The organism is Streptomyces odontotermitis (genome assembly GCF_050510915.1).
Lineage (GTDB): Bacteria > Actinomycetota > Actinomycetes > Streptomycetales > Streptomycetaceae > Streptomyces.
In genome coordinates this window covers 60,089-78,613 of record NZ_JBNJLS010000002.1, presented here as the reverse complement: position 1 = coordinate 78,613, position 18,525 = coordinate 60,089, and the positions used below count along the sequence as shown (strand labels likewise).

Annotated in this window: 13 protein-coding genes; 9 read left to right on the top strand and 4 right to left on the bottom strand. The window is 72.5% G+C overall.

Going from position 1 to position 18,525, the window contains the following annotated elements; all coding sequences use genetic code 11:
- Nucleotides 1–13: 13 nt before the first annotated feature.
- Nucleotides 14–1,522: a M1 family metallopeptidase gene (locus ACQB60_RS06525; protein WP_496924858.1), complete on the bottom strand. Its 1,509-nt coding sequence runs from the start codon at nucleotides 1,520–1,522 to the stop codon at nucleotides 14–16.
- Between the two features lie 209 nt (nucleotides 1,523–1,731).
- Here ACQB60_RS06525 and ACQB60_RS06520 point away from each other — a divergent pair, with 209 nt between their 5' ends.
- From ACQB60_RS06520 to ACQB60_RS06510, 3 genes are all read left to right on the top strand, one after another.
- Nucleotides 1,732–3,708 carry a Xaa-Pro dipeptidyl-peptidase gene (locus ACQB60_RS06520; protein WP_496924857.1) on the top strand — a complete coding sequence of 659 codons (1,977 nt, stop codon included), beginning with the start codon at nucleotides 1,732–1,734 and terminating at the stop codon, nucleotides 3,706–3,708.
- The gene (locus ACQB60_RS06515; protein ID WP_496924856.1) at nucleotides 3,705–5,018 is read left to right on the top strand and encodes a M14 family metallopeptidase; all 1,314 of its coding nucleotides are present in this window, start codon (nucleotides 3,705–3,707) and stop codon (nucleotides 5,016–5,018) included. Before ACQB60_RS06520 ends, ACQB60_RS06515 begins: the two co-directional genes overlap by 4 nt.
- Nucleotides 5,019–5,122: 104 nt before the next feature.
- Nucleotides 5,123–6,850 carry a BCCT family transporter gene (locus ACQB60_RS06510; protein ID WP_496924855.1) on the top strand — a complete coding sequence of 576 codons (1,728 nt, stop codon included), beginning with the start codon at nucleotides 5,123–5,125 and terminating at the stop codon, nucleotides 6,848–6,850.
- A 12-nt stretch (nucleotides 6,851–6,862) separates the two neighbouring features.
- On the opposite strand, the gene ACQB60_RS06505 is transcribed toward ACQB60_RS06510, so the two are convergent.
- Nucleotides 6,863–7,816 carry an FAD-dependent oxidoreductase gene (locus ACQB60_RS06505; protein ID WP_496924854.1) on the bottom strand — a complete coding sequence of 318 codons (954 nt, stop codon included), beginning with the start codon at nucleotides 7,814–7,816 and terminating at the stop codon, nucleotides 6,863–6,865.
- A gap of 66 nt (nucleotides 7,817–7,882) precedes the next feature.
- Between ACQB60_RS06505 and ACQB60_RS06500 the strand changes: the two genes are divergently transcribed.
- The 6 genes from ACQB60_RS06500 to ACQB60_RS06475 all read left to right on the top strand — a co-directional run bounded on the left by ACQB60_RS06500 (nucleotide 7,883) and on the right by ACQB60_RS06475 (nucleotide 15,711).
- On the top strand, nucleotides 7,883–8,917 hold the full coding sequence (locus tag ACQB60_RS06500; RefSeq protein ID WP_496924853.1) for an oxidoreductase: 1,035 nt from the start codon (nucleotides 7,883–7,885) through the stop codon (nucleotides 8,915–8,917).
- A gap of 161 nt (nucleotides 8,918–9,078) precedes the next feature.
- Nucleotides 9,079–10,725, top strand: a complete 1,647-nt coding sequence (locus ACQB60_RS06495; RefSeq protein ID WP_496924852.1) for an ABC-F family ATP-binding cassette domain-containing protein — start codon at nucleotides 9,079–9,081, stop codon at nucleotides 10,723–10,725.
- 55 nt (nucleotides 10,726–10,780) lie between these two features.
- Nucleotides 10,781–11,950 (top strand): PAS domain-containing sensor histidine kinase, encoded by a 1,170-nt coding sequence (locus ACQB60_RS06490; protein ID WP_496924851.1) that lies wholly within the window; start codon nucleotides 10,781–10,783, stop codon nucleotides 11,948–11,950.
- Nucleotides 11,947–12,639, top strand: a complete 693-nt coding sequence (locus ACQB60_RS06485; RefSeq protein WP_496924850.1) for a response regulator transcription factor — start codon at nucleotides 11,947–11,949, stop codon at nucleotides 12,637–12,639. Before ACQB60_RS06490 ends, ACQB60_RS06485 begins: the two co-directional genes overlap by 4 nt.
- Nucleotides 12,640–12,935: 296 nt before the next feature.
- On the top strand, nucleotides 12,936–14,075 hold the full coding sequence (gene wecB / locus ACQB60_RS06480) for a non-hydrolyzing UDP-N-acetylglucosamine 2-epimerase (RefSeq protein ID WP_496924849.1): 1,140 nt from the start codon (nucleotides 12,936–12,938) through the stop codon (nucleotides 14,073–14,075).
- A gap of 307 nt (nucleotides 14,076–14,382) precedes the next feature.
- Entirely contained in the window at nucleotides 14,383–15,711 is a 1,329-nt protein-coding gene (locus tag ACQB60_RS06475; RefSeq protein WP_496924848.1) for an XrtP-associated glycosyltransferase, read from the top strand.
- Nucleotides 15,712–15,758: 47 nt separating this feature from the next.
- Here ACQB60_RS06475 and ACQB60_RS06470 read toward each other — a convergent pair whose 3' ends face one another.
- Both ACQB60_RS06470 and ACQB60_RS06465 read right to left on the bottom strand, forming a co-directional pair.
- Nucleotides 15,759–18,209 carry a Tex family protein gene (locus ACQB60_RS06470; RefSeq protein WP_496924847.1) on the bottom strand — a complete coding sequence of 817 codons (2,451 nt, stop codon included), beginning with the start codon at nucleotides 18,207–18,209 and terminating at the stop codon, nucleotides 15,759–15,761.
- Between the two features lie 66 nt (nucleotides 18,210–18,275).
- A complete protein-coding gene (locus tag ACQB60_RS06465; protein ID WP_496924846.1) occupies nucleotides 18,276–18,419 on the bottom strand; it encodes an LPFR motif small protein in 144 nt (47 codons plus the stop codon).
- Nucleotides 18,420–18,525 lie beyond the last annotated feature (106 nt).

Below are 18,525 nucleotides of genomic sequence, written 5' to 3'. Positions count from 1 at the left end.
TGGGCTCAGTGGCTCAGTGCGCGTGCACCTCGTTCGTCGCGGCGATCTGCTTCCACGACTTCGGCCGAGCCGGCGCCTTCGCCGCGGCGCCCTTCGCCGGGGAGCGCAGCACGCCCGCCGTCTTCGCGGCGGGCGCCGCCGGCTTCGACGGCTGGTACAGCCACGTGTCGAACAGCTCGGCCAGCGGCTTGCCCGACACCTTCTCCGCGTACTTCACGAAGTCCCCGACCTTCGCGTTCCCGTACGCGTGCTCCTTCGGCCAGCCCTTGAGGATCTGGAAGAACGCATCCTCGCCGACCGCGTTGCGCAGCGCCTGGATGGCGAGCGCGCCCCGGTCGTAGACCGCGATGTCGAACTGCTTGTCCGCGCCAGGGTCGCCCGGCTTGACGGTCCAGAAGGCGTCGTCCGCGGGGTGCTGCGCGTACACGTAGTCCGCGAGCTCCTGCGCCGTGCCCTCGCCCTCCTTCTCCGACCAGAGCCACTGGCTGTAGCGGGCGAAGCCCTCGTTGACCCAGATGTCCTTCCAGTTGTCCACGGAGACGCTGTCGCCGTACCACTGGTGGGCCAGCTCATGGACGACGACCGAGACGTTGGCGCCGTTCGCGAACTGCTTCGGGCTGTAGAAGGGGCGGGTCTGGGTCTCCAGGGCGAAGCCGCTCGTCACGTTCGGGACATAGCCGCCGAGCGCGTTGAAGGGGTACTTGCCGAAGACCGTCTCGAGCCACTCCGCGACCTCGGTGGTGCGCTCGATGCTGGCGCGCGCCGCACCGTCGTTGTCGCCGAGGTCCTTGCTGTAGGCGTTGAGGACCGGCAGGCCGTCGGCCGTCTTGTCCGTCGTGATGTCGAACTTGCCGACGGCCAGCGTCGTCAGATAGCTGGCCTGCGGCTTGTTGGAGCGGTAGTTGAAGCGGGTCCAGCCGAGCTTCGAACTCTGCGACTGCAGCACGCCGTTGGAGATCGCCTGGTGGCCGTCGGGCACCGAGACCGAGACGTCGTAGGTGGCCTTGTCGCGCGGGTGGTCGTTGGAGGGGAACCACCACGCGGCGGACTCCGGCTCCTGCGCGGCCACGCCGCCGTCCGGGGTGCGCGCCCACGCGGTGTAGCCGTTGATCTTCACCTCGGAGGGCTTGCCCGCGTAGCGGACGACGACCGTGATCGGCGTGCCCTTGGGCAGCCCGGCCGCCGGGGTGATCTCCAGCTCCTGCTCGCCGGTCTTCGCGAACGCGGCCTTCTTGCCGTTGACGCGCACCTCGCTGACCTTCAGGCCGAAGTCGAGGTTGAAGCGCGACAGGTCCTGGGTGGCCTTGGCGGAGATCGTCGCCGTGCCCTCCAGGAGGTCGGTGGCGGGCTGGTACTTCAGGCGCAGGTCGTAGTGCGAGACGTCGTATCCGCCGTTGCCGCTGGCCGGGTAGTAGGGGTCGCCGGCGCCCGGAGCCCCAGGGGTGAAGTCTGCGGCCGATGCCGGGATCGCCAGCAGCAGCGCGGCCGCGAACGCGCCCGGGGCGATGAGTCTGCGGTACACGGAAGCTCCAAGTCTTAGGGTCACAAGATCTGTTGGGACTGCTGGGAGCCTATTCAGCCCCCTGTGCGCGCGTCATGTCCATGGCCCCGGATGACACACGATTGCCATTCAGCCGACATGTGTCCCTTCGTCCCAAGAGCCGTCCGGCGTCCGTTCTCGCCCCTTCTCGCCCTCTGTCGCACGGGAGTTGACCGGTGTAGCTTCCGCGCATGCCGATACGTGCGCGACGCACGCGCTTCATCTGGAGATCCCTGGTGACGGCGGCACTCGCCGCCCTGATGGCGACGCTCATGTCCCCGGGCGCCGCACTCGGCGCCCCGCGCGCCCCGCGCGAGAGCCAGCCCGTCTACTCGTACGAGAAGGCGATACGCGAGTCCGTCTGGGTCGACACCCGGCTCGACGGGGACGGCGACGGGCGGACCGACCGCGTCGCCGTCGACATCGTCCGGCCGCGCGAACCCGCCGAGCAGGGGCGGAAGATACCCGTGATCATGGACGCCAGCCCGTACTACTCCTGCTGCGGGCGCGGCAACGAGAGCCAGAAGAAGACCTACGACGCGGACGGCCACGTCGTCCAGATGCCGCTGTTCTACGACAACTACTTCGTGCCCCGGGGCTACGCGTTCGTCGGCGTCGACCTGGCCGGAACCAATCGGTCCGACGGCTGTGTCGACGTCGGCGGCCGCTCCGACGTCGAGTCCGCCAAGGCCGTCGTGGACTGGCTGAACGGGCGGGCGAAGGGCTACACCAGCCGTACCGGCACGGCGCGCGCCACGGCGACGGGCTGGACCGACGGCAGCACCGGAATGATCGGCAAGAGCTACGACGGCACCGTCGCCAACGGCGTGGCAGCGACCGGCGTCAAGGGCCTCAAGACCATCGTCCCGATCGGCGCCATCTCCTCCTGGTACGACTACTACTTCGCCCAGGGCGCCCCGCTCTACGACGGCGGCCCCGACGGCCTCGCCAACGCCGTGGAGAGCCCCGAGGCCCGCGCCCGCTGCGGCGCCGTGCAGAAGAGGCTCGTCGAGGGAGCGCCCCGCAGCGGCGACTGGACCCCGCTGTGGACCGAGCGCGACCACGTGCCGGACGCCGGCAAGGTGCGCGCCAGCGTCTTCGCCGTGCACGGCATGCAGGACCTCAACGTCCGCACCAAGCACTTCGGCCAGTGGTGGGACGCCCTCGCCGAGAACGGCGTCCAGCGCAAGCTCTGGCTCTCCCAGACCGGCCACGTCGACCCCTTCGACTTCCGCCGCACCGCCTGGGTGGACACCCTGCACCGCTGGTTCGACCACGAACTCCTCGGCTACGACAACGGCATCGACCGCGAGCCCATGGCCGACATCGAGCGAGCCCCCGACCGGTGGTCCACCGACCGCGTCTGGCCGCCGCGCGCCACCGAGAGCGTCGGCCTCCGCCCCGGCAAGGGCACCTCACCCGGCGTGGGCACGCTCGGCACCGAGCGCGGCAAGGGCACCGAGCGCTTCACCGACGACCCGAAGCGGAGCGAGACCGACTGGGCCGCGGCCATCGACACGTCGACGCCCGACAAGGCCGGGTTCACCACCCGCCCCCTCGCCCGCGACCTGCGCCTGTCCGGCTCCTCGAAGGTGACCGTCACGGCCACCCCGACCACCCGCACCGCCCACCTCTCGGCGGTCCTGGTCGACCTCGGCCCCGACACCATCCGGGACTACGCCGATGACCACGAGGGCATCACGACCCTCCCCGACCGCACCTGCTGGGGCGCCTCCACCACCGGCGACAGCTCCTGCTTCAAGCGCACCGAGGCCAAGAAGGCAGCCGTCGACTACACCGTCTTCAGCCGCGGCTGGGCCGACCTCGGCACCTACGCCGACCCCCGCAAGGGCCGCCCCCTCACCCCCGGCAAGCCCTATACGATCACCCTCGACCTGGCCGCGAGCGACCACGTCGTGCCCAAGGGCCACCGCCTCGCCCTGATCGTCGCGGGCACCGACCAGAACCTCATCGAACCCCCGGCCGACACCCCGACCCTCACCCTCGACCTGTCCCGTACCTCCGCGCAGGTCCCGCTCGTCGGCGGCGCCGACGCGTTCCGCACCACCAAGAGCACCCCGCACGGCACCACCCCCCGCGAGTCCCGTCTCGACGGCGTGGCCCCGCCGCGTCCGTTCCGCCATGTCCCGGGAGGCAGCACCGCATGAGACCCCTGAACCCGCTCAGAGCGGCGCGACGCCGCACCCGCGCCCTCACCCTGGGCTGCGTCGCCGTCGCCCTCGCCGCGCCCCTGCTGACGGTGCCCGCCCAGGCGGCGGCGACCCCGCCCCGTACCGGATTCGAGGAGTCCCACGGCGCCCGCTGGACCAGTCAGCCCGAGGAACAGCGGCTGCTCGCCACCATCGACAAGGCGAGCGACCGCGTCTCCGTCGCCCGCATCGGCACCACGAAGCAGGACCGCCCCGTCCAGCTGGTCCGCATCGGTGAACGGCCCACCGCCAACACGGTGTTGCTGATCTGCAGCCAGCACGGCGACGAGCCGTCCGGCCGCGAGGCGTGTCTGACGACGGTGCGCGACCTCGCGTACGCGACGGACAAGAAGACACGGCGCTTCCTCAGCCGCACCACGCTCCTCGTCGTCCCCACCGCCAACCCGGACGGCCGCGCCGCAGACACCCGCGGGAACTCCGACGGCGTCGACATCAACCGCGACCACATCGCCCTCAAGACCGCCGAGGCCCGCGCCGTCGCCGCCGTGATCCGCGACCGGCGGCCCGACGTCATCTACGACCTGCACGAGTACGGCGCCACGCCCCAGTACTACGACAAGGACCTGTTCGACCTCTGGCCCCGCAACCTGAACACCGACGCGGCCGTCCACCGCGAGGCGCAGACCCTCTCCCAGGGGTACGTCCGCCCGGCCGCGGGCGACTCCGGGTACACCACCGGCACGTACGGGATCTGGACCGACCCCGTCACCGGCGACCCGATCAAGCAGACCGCGGGCGACGGCCAGGAGCGCATCCTGCGCAACGTCTCCGGCATCAAGCACGCCGCGGGGCTGCTCATCGAGAGCCGCGTCGACCCGAAGACGGAAGCCGAGAAGAACGACCCGGCCCTCAACAACCGGCGCCGCGTCGACTCCCAACTCGCCGCGCTGGGGGGCCTGGTCGGCTACACCGACGCCCGCCGCGACCGCCTGGAGCGGGCCACGACGGCGGCCCGGCTCGCCGGGTTCCGCGACCGCGGACCCGTCTACCTCGGCGGCGCCGACAACGACCCCGCCGAGCCCGCCGAGATCCTTCAGGACCCGCCCTGCGGCTACCGGCTGGACGCCGCCCAGTACGCCGACGTCAAGGACGAACTCGCCCTGCACGGCGTGACGGTGCGTCACCGGGGCAAGGACGGCACCGCCTACGTGCCGCTGCGGCAGTCCGCGCGCGCCCTCGTGCCGCTGCTCCTGGACGAGCGCGCGCCCTATCACCTCGTCACCGGGCGCCCCGACACCGGCTGTTGAGGGGGTGAGAGGAGCGTCACATGTGGTAGGGGGTAACGGAGAACAGAGAGTCGATGGATTCACCACCGATTAGCTGACTGTTAACTCCGTGAAAGGTGCGCTTTGTGACGCAGGAACCACAGAAGACGTCCACCGAAGGGGGCCCGCCCACACCCGCGGGCCCCCTGGGCGAAGGGCCGCCCCAGACCGACCGGATCGTGTTCGGCGTGACCGCCGTGCTGACTCTGGCCTTCGTGGTGTGGGGCGCCACCGCCACGGACTCGCTGGAGAGCGTCTCCAAGAAGATGCTCAACGGCCTCATCCACAACGGCGGTTGGGCCTTCATGCTCGCCGCCACCGGCTTCGTCGTCTTCGCGCTGTGGCTCGCCATGAGCCGCTACGGCAAGATCACCCTCGGCAAGGAGGGGGAGGAGCCGGAGTTCCGCACCGTCTCCTGGGTAGCGATGATGTTCAGCGCCGGCATGGGCATCGGCCTGATGTTCTACGGCGTGAGCGAGCCGCTCGCCCACTACAGCTCGCCGCCGCCCGGGACCGACCCCGCGGACTCCGCCGCCAAGATGGAGACGTCGATGGCGACGACGCTCTTCCACTGGACGCTGCACCCGTGGGCGATCTACGCGGTCGTGGGCCTCGCCATCGCCTACAGCACCTTCCGCCGCGGCCGCCGCCAGACCATCAGTGCCGTCTTCGAGCCGCTCATCGGCGAGAAGCACGCCCACGGCGCCTGGGGCCGCGTCATCGACATCATCGCGATCTTCGCGACGCTGTTCGGCTCCGCCGCCTCGCTCGGCCTCGGCGCCCTGCAGATCGGCAGCGGCTTCGAGGTGCTGGACTGGGCGGACGACGTGCCGACGAGCCTCCTCGTCGCCATCATCGCCGTCCTGACCGTCGCGTTCGTCGCCTCCGCCATCTCCGGTGTGGAGAAGGGCGTGCAGTGGCTGTCGAACATCAACATGGTCCTGGCGCTGCTGCTCGTGGTCTTCGTGTTCATCGCGGGCCCGACCGTCATCGTCCTCGACCTGCTGCCCACCTCCCTCGGCTCCTACCTCGGCGACCTGCCCCAGCTCATCGGGCGCACCGAGGCGTCCAGCGGCAAGGGCGTCTCCGACTGGCTGGGCAGCTGGACGGTCTTCTACTGGGCCTGGTGGATCTCCTGGACGCCCTTCGTCGGCATGTTCATCGCCCGCATCAGCAGGGGGCGCACCATCCGGCAGTTCGTGGGCGGCGTGATCCTCGTGCCCTCGACGGTCAGCCTCATCTGGTTCGCGGTCTTCGGCGGCACAGCGATGAAGGTCAAGGAGCGCGGCGGCCTCGCCGACGAGACGACGCCCGAGGGCCAGCTCTTCGGCCTGCTGCACGAATACCCGATCGCCACGGCCACGAGCCTCCTCGTGATGATCCTGGTCGGCATCTTCTTCGTGTCGGGCGCCGACGCGGCGTCCATCGTCATGGGCACGCTCTCGCAGAAGGGCGCGCTCGAACCGGGCAGGCTCGTCGTGGTGTTCTGGGGCGTCGTGACCGGAGCCGTCGGCGCGATCATGCTGCTCATCGGTGACGGCGAGGACAACGCCCTGCAGGGCCTGCAGAACCTGACGATCCTCGTCGCGGCCCCGTTCACGCTCGTGATGATCGGCATGTGCGTGGCCCTGATGCGGGACCTGCGCAGCGACCCGCTGATCGTGCGCGGCGAACACGGCACGGAGGCCGTGGAGAAGGCCGTGATCGCCGGACACGCCCAGTACGACGGCGAGTTCGAGATCCAGATCGGCCCCGTCACGGACGAGACGGAGGACGAAGGGGAGACGGTGGAGTCCACCGGTCCACGGGCCTGACCGCCCGCGCCTTCAGGAGGCGGCGCCGGCCAGCCGCGCCGCCTCCTGGGCACATCCCCACGCGACCGTCACACCACCGCCGCCGTGCCCGTAGTTGTGCACCAACACACCCTCGCCGCCTGTCTTTTCACGCTCCAGGCGGACGGCGGGCCGCGCGGGCCGCAGCCCCACCCGGTGCTCCAGGACCCGCGCCCCCGCGATCTCCGGGCGCACCGCCGCACACCGCTTCACGATGGCGTCGGCCACCGCCGGGTCCGGTTCCGTCGACCAGTCACCGTCCTCCGCGGTCCCGCCGAGCAGCAGCCGCTCCCCGTGCGGGAAGAAGTAGGTCGTCGCGTCCGAGGTGGCGTCGGCGGCCGTGAACCACGTCGTGAGCCCCGGGTTCTCCACGACCACCAACTGCCCGCGCACCGGGCGCACGTGCCCGTCCGGTACGAGGGCGCGGGCGCCGAGGCCGGAACAGTTGACCACCACGGGCGCCGCCGCGAGGGCCTCGTCGAGGCGGGCGATCCCGTGCTCCTCGACGATCCCGCCCGCCGTCTCCAACCGCCGCCGCAGCCAGCCGAGATGGACCGGCATGTCGAGCAGCGGCAGGCGCGCCCACAGGCCCGGTCCCGCGTACTCGTCCGGCGCCGCCGTGCGCAGTCCGGGCACCCGCGCCGCCCACGGTCCGAGCCCGTCCAGCCGGGTGTCGGCGTGTACGCCCTCGACCATGCGTACGCCGCTCGCGGCGTCACAGGAGGCCAACTCCTCGTACACGGAAAGGGATTGAAGTGACCATTCTCCGGCCCGCGCCTCCGGCTCGACGCGGTACGGCCACCACAGCGCGCCCGCAACGGCCGAGGTCGTGCGCTCGGCGGGCGCCCGCGTCCACACGCGCACGCGGCGCCCCGCCTCGGCGAGGACGACCGCCGTCGTCAGGCCGATGACACCGCTGCCCACCACGATCACTTCGGTCGCGTCCATGCCCGGAACGTAGCCGAATCCTGAATGCCGTGCTCACATCACGCCAGAGGTGGGGATACTCACAGCATGTCTGCCGAGTACGCGACCTTCGGCCTGGCACCGGCGATGCGCGCCGGTGGAGTCCTCGCCAACGGTGAGTACCAAGTGCACCGGGACTTCGTCGACTTCATCGTCAACGGCCGCCCGCTGCTGTTCCAGCTCTCCGACCTCGACGCGGTCTCCCCGCTCGCCTCCGACATCCCGCCTGCCATCTTCACGGCGCATGTGCGCAGACTCCTGCTGGAGGCCGAGGCCCCGCTCGCCGACGGCCGGTACGTCATATACGGCTGCCCCGAGTGCGAGGGCCTTGACTGCGGCGCCGTCACCGCGGTCATCGAGCGGGCCGCCGACGGCAGCGACGACTTCGTGTGGCGCGACTTCGCCTGGCAGACCGGCGAGCGCGCCGATCTGGAGCTCAACGGCTACCACGGCATAGGGCCGTTCCGCTTCCAGGGCGAGGCGTACCGTTCCGCCCTCGGCCAGCTCCTGACCGAGGAGGAGCCCGCCGCCCGCCGCCGCGTCCTGCTCATCGGCGCCCGCGTCGCCGTCCTCGCCAAGCTCGCCGCCGCCCTGCGCACCATCGGAATCGGCGCCGAGATCACCCACGACGCGGCCGGGGTGCCGCCGGAGGAGCTGCGCACGTACGGGGCGGTGGCCTTCGGGCGCTCCGTCCCGGCGGCCGGGCGCGAGGCGGTGCGCGACGCGTTCGACGCCGCGGGCGTCTCCGTCGCCTACGTCGACGGGCTCGCGCCGGTCATCCCGCTCCTGGTCGCCCAGATCGAATACGCCCTCGACCGCAGCCCGGTGGCCCAGCGCCGCCTCACCGCCCTGACCGCGGCCCCCGGCGCCGCCCACGTCGAGATCACCTCCACCTGCCTGGTCACCCTCACCGCGTACCGCGTCGACCGCCTCTACCGCACCCACGTCCACGAGCTCTACGACGGCGTCCTGGAACCCGGCGAGCACCGCATCGTGGTCGACAGGAAGGCGACGAAGGGGGAGTCGTTCGTGGTGGCGCGGACGACGGGGAGCGTGCTGGTGGCGCCGGTAGGGGGTGTGTAGCCCGTCAAGGGGGTCCCCCCTGCTCGAGCGAAGCCGAGAGCTTGGGGGAGTTTGAGGACGAGGCGCGTCAGCGCCGATGCGGGGGAGGGGCGCAGCCCCAGCGGGGTGCCCCGGGAGACCGCGCCCTGCCCCGCGCAGCGGCTCGCATAGGATCGCCCCCTGTGACCGCCACCCTCGTCGCCAAGAACCTCGCCGCAGGCCACGGCCCCCGCACCCTCTTCTCCGGGCTCGAACTCGTCGTCGCGCCCGGCGACGTCATCGGCCTCGTGGGCGCCAACGGAGCGGGCAAGTCGACCCTGCTGCGCCTGCTCGCCGGGCTCGACCACCCCGAGAGCGGCGAGCTGCGGCTGTCGCCGCCCGGCGCCGCCGTGGGGCACCTGCCGCAGGAGCCGGAGCGCAGGGAGGGCGAGACCGTACGGGAGTTCCTGGCGCGCCGCACCGGCGTCGCCGCGGCCCAGCTCGCCATGGACGAGGCCACCCAGGGCCTCGTCGACGGGGCGCCCGGCGCCGACGACGCGTACGCCGAGAGCCTGGAGCGCTGGCTCGCCCTCGGCGGCGCCGACCTGGACGAGCGGGCCGAGGAGACGGCCGGCTCGCTGGGCCTCGGCGTCGGCCTCGACCAGCTCATGACCGCGCTCTCCGGCGGCCAGGCCGCCCGCGCCTCGCTCGCCTCGCTGCTCCTGTCCCGCTACGACGTCTTCCTCCTCGACGAGCCGACCAACGACCTCGACCTCGCGGGCCTGGAGCGCCTGGAGGACTTCGTGCGCGGGCTGCGCGCGGGCACCGTCGTGGTCAGCCACGACCGCGAGTTCCTCACCCGCACCGCCACCAAGATCCTCGAACTCGACCTCGCCCAGCAGCAGATCAACCTCTACGGCGGCGGCTACGCGGCCTACCTGGAGGAGCGCGAGGTCGCCCGGCGGCACGCCCGCGACGACTACGAGGAGTACGCCGACAAGAAGGCCGCCCTCGAAGGGCGCGCCCAGATGCAGCGGGCCTGGATGGACAAGGGCGTCAAGAACGCCCGCCGCAAGGCCGGCTCCGGCGGGGACAACGACAAGGTCGGCCGGAACTTCCGCAGCGACGCCAGCGAGAAGCAGGCCGCGAAGGCCCGCCAGACGCAGCGCATGATCGAGCGGCTCGACGTGGTCGAGGAGCCCCGCAAGGAGTGGGAGCTGCGCATGGAGATCGCGGCGGCGCCCCGCTCCGGCGCCGTCGTGGCCGCCCTGCGCGACGCCGAGGTGCGGCGCGGCGCCTTCACCCTGGGCCCGGTCACCCTCCAGCTCGACTGGGCCGACCGCGTCGCCATCACCGGGGCGAACGGCGCCGGGAAGTCCACCCTGCTCGGCGCCCTCCTGGAACGTGTCCCGCTGGACGCCGGGCACGCGGCGCTCGGCTCCGGCGTCGTCGTCGGCGAGGTCGACCAGGCGCGCGCCCTCTTCCACGGCGAGGAGACGCTGCTCGACGCCTTCTGCGCGGCGGTGCCGGACACCGAGCCCGCCGAGGTGCGCACGCTGCTCGCCAAGTTCGGCCTGAAGGCGGACCACGTGCTGCGCTCCGCCGTGACCCTGTCACCCGGCGAGCGCACCCGGGCGGCCCTCGCCCTGCTCCAGGGCCGGGGCGTCAACCTCCTCGTCCTGGACGAGCCCACGAACCACCTCGACCTGCCCGCGATCGAACAGCTGGAGTCCGCCCTGGACGCGTACACCGGCACGCTGCTCCTGGTCACGCACGACCGGCGGATGCTGGACGCGGTGAGCGTGACGCGGCGCTGGGAGGTCGCCGGCGGGAAGGTGACCGAGCACTGACCCGTGCGGTCAGACTTACGGTGATATCGGGATGAACCGGGCGTACTGTGGGTGAATGCAGCGTGCGCGCGACCGGCTTCAAGCCGTCCTGGAAGCCCTGCCCAGAGCGGCCATCGTCCAGGGCGGCGACGACGTCGTGGTCAACGTCAACCGCCGCTTCGTCGAGATGTTCGGCCTCGAAGGGCGCGTCGACTACGCCGCGGGCGCCCCGCTGGGCCCGGTCGTCGACGCCGTGGTGGAGACCTTCGCCGAACGCCCCGACTGGATCGTCGACACCACCCACGCCATCGCCGCCCGCCTGATCCACCGCGCCGCCGAGATCCCGCTGACCGACGGCCGCGTCATCCGGCGCGACGTCGAGCCGCTGTACGGGCCGGACGGCTCGCCCTTCGGCTCGCTGTGGACCGCCGAGGACATCACCGAGGAGCGGCGCCGCGAACACGCGCTGCACCGCGACAACATCGAACTGGAAGAGCTCGTGCGCCAGCGCAGCGAATTCCTCGCCTCCGCCTCGCACAGCCTGCGCACCCCGCTCACCTCCGTCCTCAGCTTCTGCGACCTCCTCACCGACCCGGCCTCCGGCCCCCTCACCGACGACCAGCGCGACTTCCTCGCCGCGATCCGCCGCAACGCCGAACGGATGGAGCGCGTCATGACCACCCTCATGAACGCCACCCGCATGCGGATCTCCGAACTCCCCCTGGAATTCGGCACGGTGGACGTCCCGCGCATGCTCACCCACGCGGTCCTCGACCAGGAGTCCGCCACCGCCGAAGCCGGTGTCTTCGTCGTGCTGCGCTGCGCCGAGGGGCCGCCCCTGCGCGGTGACGAGCACCGCCTGGAGCACGCCTTCGCCAACCTCCTCGACAACGCCGCCAAGTACACCCCGCCCGGCGGCCGCGTGGAGATCGACGCCGCCGTGGACGGCCCGCACTGGCGCGTCGACGTGGCCGACACCGGCATCGGCGTCCCCGAGTCCTTCCGCGAGGAGATCTTCTCCGGCTTCGTGCGCGCCCCCAACGCCGAGCGCGGCGGCTACCCCGGCACCGGCCTCGGCCTGATGCTCAGCCGGGAGATCGTGCGCCGGCACGGCGGCGACCTCACCGTCGCGGACGCGCCCGGCGGCGGCACGGTCTTCACCCTGACCCTGCCGGTCGCCGGGCCACCGTCCACCGCCTCGTCCACCGCCTCGCCCACGGCCCCGTCCACCGAGGGCGACCGATGACCCGGATCCTGCTCGTCGAGGACGACCCCGACGTGGCCCTCGCCCTGCGCGTCCTGCTCACCCGCGCCGGCTACGAGGTGGCGCACGCGGCCGACGGCCGCGAGGGGCTGCGCCGCCTCTTCGCCGACGCCCCCGACCTCCTCGTCCTCGACATCGGCCTGCCCGAGCTCGACGGCTGGCAGGTCCTTGAGCGCACCCGCGACATGACCGACCTGCCGGTCCTCCTGCTCACCGCGCGCGGCGCCGAGAGCGACCGGGTGCGCGGCCTGCGCGCGGGCGCCGACGACTACCTCCCCAAGCCCTTCGGCAACGACGAGCTGCTCGCCCGCATCGAGGCCCTGCTGCGCCGCGCCGCACCGGCCCGCTGGGCGGGCGCCGCCCTGGACGAGTCGCTGCGCCTGGTGCCCGAGCGGCGCTCCGCGGTCTGGCGCGGCGAAGAGGTGCGGCTCAGCGACATCGAGTACCGGCTGCTCCAGGTCCTCGTCCGCAACCGCGGCCGCGTCGTCACCACCGACCAGCTCCTGGACCAGGTGTGGGACGACCCGCAGGGCATCGGCAAGGAGCGGGTGAAGTTCGCCGTCCTGCGGGTCCGCCGCAAGCTCCAGCAGGCCACCGGCAGCCTCGCCTCCGACCCGATCGAGGCGGTCCGCGGCCTCGGCTACCGCTACCGAGGGGACCAGGACGCCTGATCCCCGCGGGGGCCGGGGCCCCTGACACGGGCCCCACTCCGCCCGGGATCACTCGGGATGGCCCGGGATCACTCGGGATCACTCGGGATCGCTCGGGACCGCTCGGGCTGCTCGGGACGGATGTGGACTGCCTGGGACCGCCCGGGACGAAAGCCCCGCCCCTCGCAGGGTCGAAGGTCCCGATCCCGTACGGGACGGACGACCGCAACCGTCGGGCAACCGAAGGGCCTCCGACCCGGCAACGCACCCCCGGCACGCTCTTGGACATACCCGCCCAAGGCCCCCAGGAGTAGTGAGTGTCCGCCCTGCCTCCCCGCAGCATCGCCGTCGTCCTCGGCACCCGCCCCGAGCTCATCAAGCTCACCGAGCTGATCCGCCTCCTCGGCCCCGCCGCCCACGTCGTGCACACCGGACAGCACTACGACGACGACCTCTCCGGCCGCTTCATCGCCGAGATGGGCCTGCCCGAGCCCACCTACCTCACCGGAGTCGGCGGCGAGCCCCGCGCCGTGCAGCTGGCCCGCTCCCTGGAGCAGCTCGACTCGCTCTTCACCGACGTGCCGCCGAGCGCCGTCGTCGTCCAGGGCGACACCAACGCGGCCCTCGCCGGAGCCCTCGCCGCCAACGCCCACGGCATCCCGCTCGTGCACGTCGAGGCGGGCCTGCGCAGCCACGACCGCGCCATGCCCGAGGAGCACAACCGCGTCCTCATCGACCGGCTCGCCGACGTCCTGTGCGCGGCCACCCCCGAGAACCGCGCCAACCTCCTCACCGAGGGCGTCCCGCTGTCCCGCGTCGAGCTGACCGGCAACACCGTCGTCGAGGCCGTACACCGCCAACTCCCGGAGCCCGCCGAGCGGTTCGCGCACCTGGACCGGCTCGGCCTGGTCGAGGACGGCTACGTCCTGGCCACCGTGCACCGCCCGGAGAACACCGACGACCCGGCCGCCCTGCACGCCATCCTCAGTGAACTCGCCGCCCTGGCACGGACGTTGCCGGTCGTCGTCCCGCTGCACCCGCGCACCCGCGCCCGCATCGAGCGCGCCGGGCTGGCGGGCCTGCTCGCCCCGCTCACGATCACGCGCCCCCTCGGCTACCGCGACTTCCTCGCCCTCGCCCGGCACGCGGCGCTGCTCGTCTCCGACTCCGGCGGCGTCCAGGAAGAGGTCACCGTGCTCGGCCGCCCCCTGGTCGTCGTGCGCAACTCCACCGAACGCCCCGAAGCCATGGCCGAGTTCGCGACCCTCGTCTCCCCGGGCCCACAGCTCGGCGAGGCCGTCCGCCACCGCCTGCGCCAGGGCCCCGCCGAGCGGGCCCGTCTGCAGTCCCTGCCCAGCCCCTTCGGCGACGGCCTCGCCTCGGCGCGCATCGCGGCGCTGCTCACGCACATGGCCACGGAGGCGACCCCGGAGACGGCCCACGCCGAGGCGGCCTGACCGAGGCGTTTCCGGCTGGGTGCTGGGTGCTGGGTGCTGGGTGCTGGGTGCCGGTGGCGGTGCCGGGTGCTGCGTACCGGAGCACGCCTTTCCGCTTGCGCGGGGCCCGTCCCGTCAGCCCCTCCTGGCCGCGCGCCGGAGTGCCGGAGCGCCGGAGCACCGGGCCCGTGGACGTCTTCTGCCTGTCTCCTCTGCTCTGCCCGTCCCGGCGCCGGAGGGCCTGACCACCCCGTCCAGTCCCTCCCCTCCCTCTCCCTCCCCGTCCCAAGGCCGCCCTGCCGCCCCTCCCACCCCCTCCGAGGCCCCCATGCTCGACAGCCCGCTGATCTTCCTCTTCCCCTTCGCCCTCCTCGCCTGCTTCCTCCTCTACTGGGCGGGCGCCCGCCACGCCTACGTGCGCCGCGCTGCCGCCGAAGCCGGTGAACCCGCCGCCTTCGACTGGCACTTCTTCGTGCCCTGCCGCGACGAGGAGGCCGTCGTGTGGGCCACCGTCGGGCAGCTGCGCGAGCGCTTCCCGGCCGCCCACGTCTGGGTGATCGACGACGACAGCGACGACCGCACCGGCGAGATCGTCGCGGAGCTCGCCGAGGACGACCGGCGCATCCACCTGGTCCGCCGGGTGCGCCCGGACGCGCGCGTCGGCAAGGGCGCGGCCCTGAACGCCGCCTACGAGCAGCTGAACGAGTTCCTGCCCGAGGATGCCGACCGCGAGCGGGTCGTGGTCTGCGTCGTCGACGCGGACGGACGGCTCGACCCGCGCGCCCTCGAACTCGTCTCGGGGCAGGCCGCGTTCGGCGACCCGGAGATCGGCGGCGTCCAGATCGGCGTCCGTATGCGCAACGTCGACGACCCGCGTCCGCTCCCCGACCACGGCCGGGTCCGCAACGCCTTCGCCCGGCTCCTGGTGCGCGTCCAGGACATGGAGTTCGCCGTCTCGAACGCGGGCATGCAGCTGCTGCGCGGCCGCACCGGCTCGGTCGGCCTCGGCGGCAACGGCCAGTTCACCCGGCTCTCCGCACTCGACCGGATCGCCGACGCCGAGCGCCGCCCCTGGCAGCGCGGCGCCCTCCTGGAGGACTACGAACTCGGCCTGCACATGATCCTCGCGGGCTACCGCGTCACCCACGTCGCCGACACCTGGGTCTCCCAGGAGGGCCTGCCGCACGCCCGCCGCCTCCTCACCCAGCGCACCCGCTGGGCCCAGGGCAACCTGCAGTGCGTGCGCTACGCCTCGCGCATCATCTCCTCGCGCCACTACAGCGGGCGCGGCGTCCTGGAGACCCTCTACACCTTCGGCCAGCCCCTCGCGCACCTGCTCACGCTCGCCCTGTGCGTGGCCATGCTGGTGCTCGGCGGCCTCGGCACGCTCGGCGCCTGGCCGCTCGCGCTGATCCTCGCGGCGCTCTCCATCGGCCCGTTCGTGGCCTGGGGCCCGCTCTACCGCCGCGACCACGCCCCGGACGCCTCCCGCCTGACCGGCCTCCTGTGGGGCTTCGCCCTGTGGCTGTACGCGTACCACCTGTTCGCGGTGGCGCCCCGCGCCTTCGTCCGGATCCTGCGCGGGCGCACGGGCTGGGCCAAGACGCGGCGCAACGCGGAGTCGGTCACGGACGGGCCGACGGCGCTGGAGGTATGAGCAAGGGGGGTACGCGCCGGTCGCGTACCCCCCCAACTGCCGTGCGCTCAGCGCCTCTTCGGGTCCACCAGGCCCGCCTTGCGCAGGGCGTCCGCCATCGCGCTGTTGGCGGGGGCGGGAGCCGAGCCACGCCCGCCCCGGCGGTCACCGCCACCGCGGCGCTCGCCCGAACCGCCGCCGCTGCCACGGCCCTTGCCCTGGCCCTGCCCCTGTCCCTGGCCGCGCTGCCGCGGCGGACGGCCGCCCTGGTCACCGCCCTGGCCGCCGCGCTCGCGCTTGGAGCCGCCGCCGCCCGCGCCCGACGCGTCGTCGTCCAGGCGCAGCGTCAGCGAGATCCGCTTGCGCGGGATGTCCACGTCCTGGACCTTCACCTTGACGATGTCGCCCGGCTTCACGACGTCACGCGGGTCCTTGACGAACGTCTTGGACATCGCGGAGACGTGCACGAGGCCGTCCTGGTGCACGCCGACGTCCACGAACGCCCCGAAGGCCGCGACGTTCGTCACGACGCCCTCCAGGACCATCCCCGGCGCCAGGTCGCCGATCTTCTCGACGCCCTCCTTGAAGGTGGCCGTCTTGAACGCCGGACGCGGGTCGCGCCCCGGCTTCTCCAGCTCCTTGAGGATGTCCGTCACGGTCGGCAGACCGAAGACGTCGTCCACGAACTCGGCGGGCTTCAGGGAGCGCAGCGTCGCCGTGTCCCCGATGAGCGAGCCGACCTCGCCGCCCGCCGTCGTCGCCATGCGACGCACCACGGGGTACGCCTCCGGGTGCACGCTGGAGGCGTCCAGCGGGTCGTCGCCGCCGCGGATCCGCAGGAAGCCCGCGCACTGCTCGTACGCCTTCGGGCCGAGCCGCGCCACGTCCTTGAGGCCCTTGCGGTTGGTGAACGGGCCGTTCGCGTCCCGGTGCGCGACGATGTTCTCCGCGAGCCCGGAGCCGATGCCGGAGACGCGCGCGAGCAGCGGCGCGGAGGCCGTGTTCACGTCCACCCCGACGCCGTTCACACAGTCCTCGACCACCGCGTCCAGCGAGCGGGAGAGCTTCACCTCGCTGAGGTCGTGCTGGTACTGGCCGACGCCGATGGACTTCGGGTCGATCTTCACGAGCTCGGCCAGCGGGTCCTGGAGGCGGCGCGCGATGGAGACGGCGCCTCGGATGGACACGTCCAGGTCCGGCAGTTCCTGGGAGGCGAAGGCCGAGGCCGAGTACACCGAGGCGCCCGCCTCGGAGACCATCACCTTGGTGAGCTTCAACTCCGGGTGCTTGCTGATGAGTTCACCGGCGAGCTTGTCCGTCTCGCGCGACGCCGTGCCGTTCCCGATCGCGATCAGGTCGACCTGGTGCTCCTTGGCGAGCGCGGCCAGCTTGGCGAGGGCGGCGTCCCACTTGTTGGCCGGGACGTGCGGGTAGATCGTGTCCGTCGCCACGACCTTGCCGGTCGCGTCCACGACGGCGACCTTCACGCCCGTACGGAAACCGGGGTCGAGCCCGAGGGTCGCGCGGGTGCCCGCGGGGGCGGCGAGCAGCAGGTCGCGCAGGTTCGACGCGAAGACGCGCACCGCCTCGTCCTCCGCGGCCGTCCGCAGCCGGAGCCGCAGGTCGATGCCGAGGTGCACGAGGATGCGCGTGCGCCACGCCCAACGGACCGTCTCCTGCAGCCACTTGTCGGCGGGGCGCCCCTGGTCGGAGACCCCGAAGCGGTGGGCGACGATGCCTTCGTACGAGGACGGGACCCCAGGGGTGGGGTCGGTGTCCTCGGGCTCCATGACGAGGTCGAGGACGTCCTCCTTCTCGCCGCGCAGCATCGCCAGGATGCGGTGCGAGGGCAGCTCGGTGAAGGGCTCGGCGAAGTCGAAGTAGTCGGCGAACTTGGCGCCCGCCTCCTCCTTGCCCTCGCGGACCTTCGCGGCCAGCCGCCCGCGCCCCCACATGCGCTCGCGCAGCTCACCGATCAGGTCGGCGTCCTCGGAGAACCGCTCCGCGAGGATGGCGCGGGCGCCGTCCAGGGCGGCCTGCGGGTCGGCGACGCCCTTGTCGGCGTCCACGAACGCGGCGGCCGCCGCGAGCGGCTCCACCGACGGGTCGCCGAGCAGCCCGTCGGCCAGCGGCTCCAGCCCGGCCTCGCGGGCGATCTGGGCCTTGGTGCGCCGCTTCGGCTTGAACGGCAGGTAGATGTCCTCCAGCCGCGCCTTCGTCTCGGCCGCGCGGATCTGCGCCTCCAGCTCTTCGGTGAGCTTGCCCTGCTCCCTTACGGAGTCCAGGACGGCCGTGCGGCGCTCCTCCAGCTCGCGCAGGTAGCGCAGCCGCTCCTCGAGCGTGCGCAGCTGCGCGTCGTCGAGCATCTCGGTCGCTTCCTTGCGGTAGCGCGCGATGAAGGGCACCGTCGAGCCGCCGTCGAGCAGGTCGACCGCGGCCTTCACCTGCCGCTCGCGTACGCCGAGTTCCTCGGCGATCCTGCCTTCGATGGACGCAGGACTTGACGTTGTCGTCGACACGTTCCGGTACCGCCTTCTCACAGAGGTTGCCGGGCAATTGTGGCAGGTGGCACCGACAGCGGGGGATCAGACCCGGCGAGCCCGCCCCGCGCGCCCACCGGAGCGGGAGGCTCCGCCGAAGATCCGGGCCAGGGCCCGGAAGGGCAGGGTCACGACGGTGGCGACTGCGCCGCCGATCTGCCGCAGTACGTCCGCGATGGCACGGAACACGTGAATCTCCCTCCGTCTCCCGGCCGATCGGGTCCGGCCGGGAGACGGACGGGTACCGCGCGGCGGCCACCTCATGCAGGAGCCTTGCCCGACAAGGCCCTTACTC